The sequence below is a fragment of the Calidifontibacter terrae genome, from assembly GCF_054778835.1.
In genome coordinates, this window is sequence record NZ_BAAGZF010000008.1 from 1 (window position 1) to 693 (window position 693).

Consider the following 693-nt stretch of genomic DNA (forward strand, 5'->3'; position numbering starts at 1 on the left):
ACCGGGAACTGCAGGAACGGCACGAACTCCTCCCAGGTTGAGCGCCACGCCTTGATCATCGCTGGGTAGATCGCCTCCCACTGCTCGGCGAAGTCGGCGAACGCGTCGGTGGCTGCCTCGATCGTGGGCGCCGTGTAGATGCGGCGCATCCCGGGGGTGAGCTTTTGCCAGTCCTTGCGCGAGGTCAGCCGCAAACTGTTGCGGACCAGGTGCACCACACAGGTCTGCACGATTGCCTGCGGCCAGATCGTGTTGATCGCCTCGGGCAGCCCCTTCAACCCGTCGCAGCACACGATGCATGCATCGAGAATGCCACGGTTCTTCAGCTCCGTCAGGACGTTGAGCCAGTGTTTAGCACCCTCCCCACCGGTAGGGCCCACCCACATCCCCAGCACGTCGCGGTACCCGTCCAAGTTCACGCCCATCGCCACGTACACAGGCCGGTTCGCGACGGTGCCCTCACGGACCTTCAGGTAGATCGCGTCGATGATGATCACCGGGTAGATCGCGTCCAGGGGGCGGGCCTGCCAGTCCCGCATCTGCTGAGTCACCTTCTCGGTCACGGTCGAGACCAGGTCCCGGCTGATCGTGGTGTCATACACCTCTTCGAGATGCTCAGCGATGCCACCAGTGGTCATGCCCTTGCCGTACAGCGAGATCACCGCATCATCGAACCCCGACAGTCGCCGTTTG

The 693-nt window shown here is 63.5% G+C and carries 1 protein-coding gene; it reads right to left on the reverse strand.

What is annotated here, in order from left to right:
- On the reverse strand, positions 1-693 hold a 693-nt coding region (locus tag ACYU98_RS14305; RefSeq protein ID WP_460468903.1), incomplete at both ends, for an IS256 family transposase.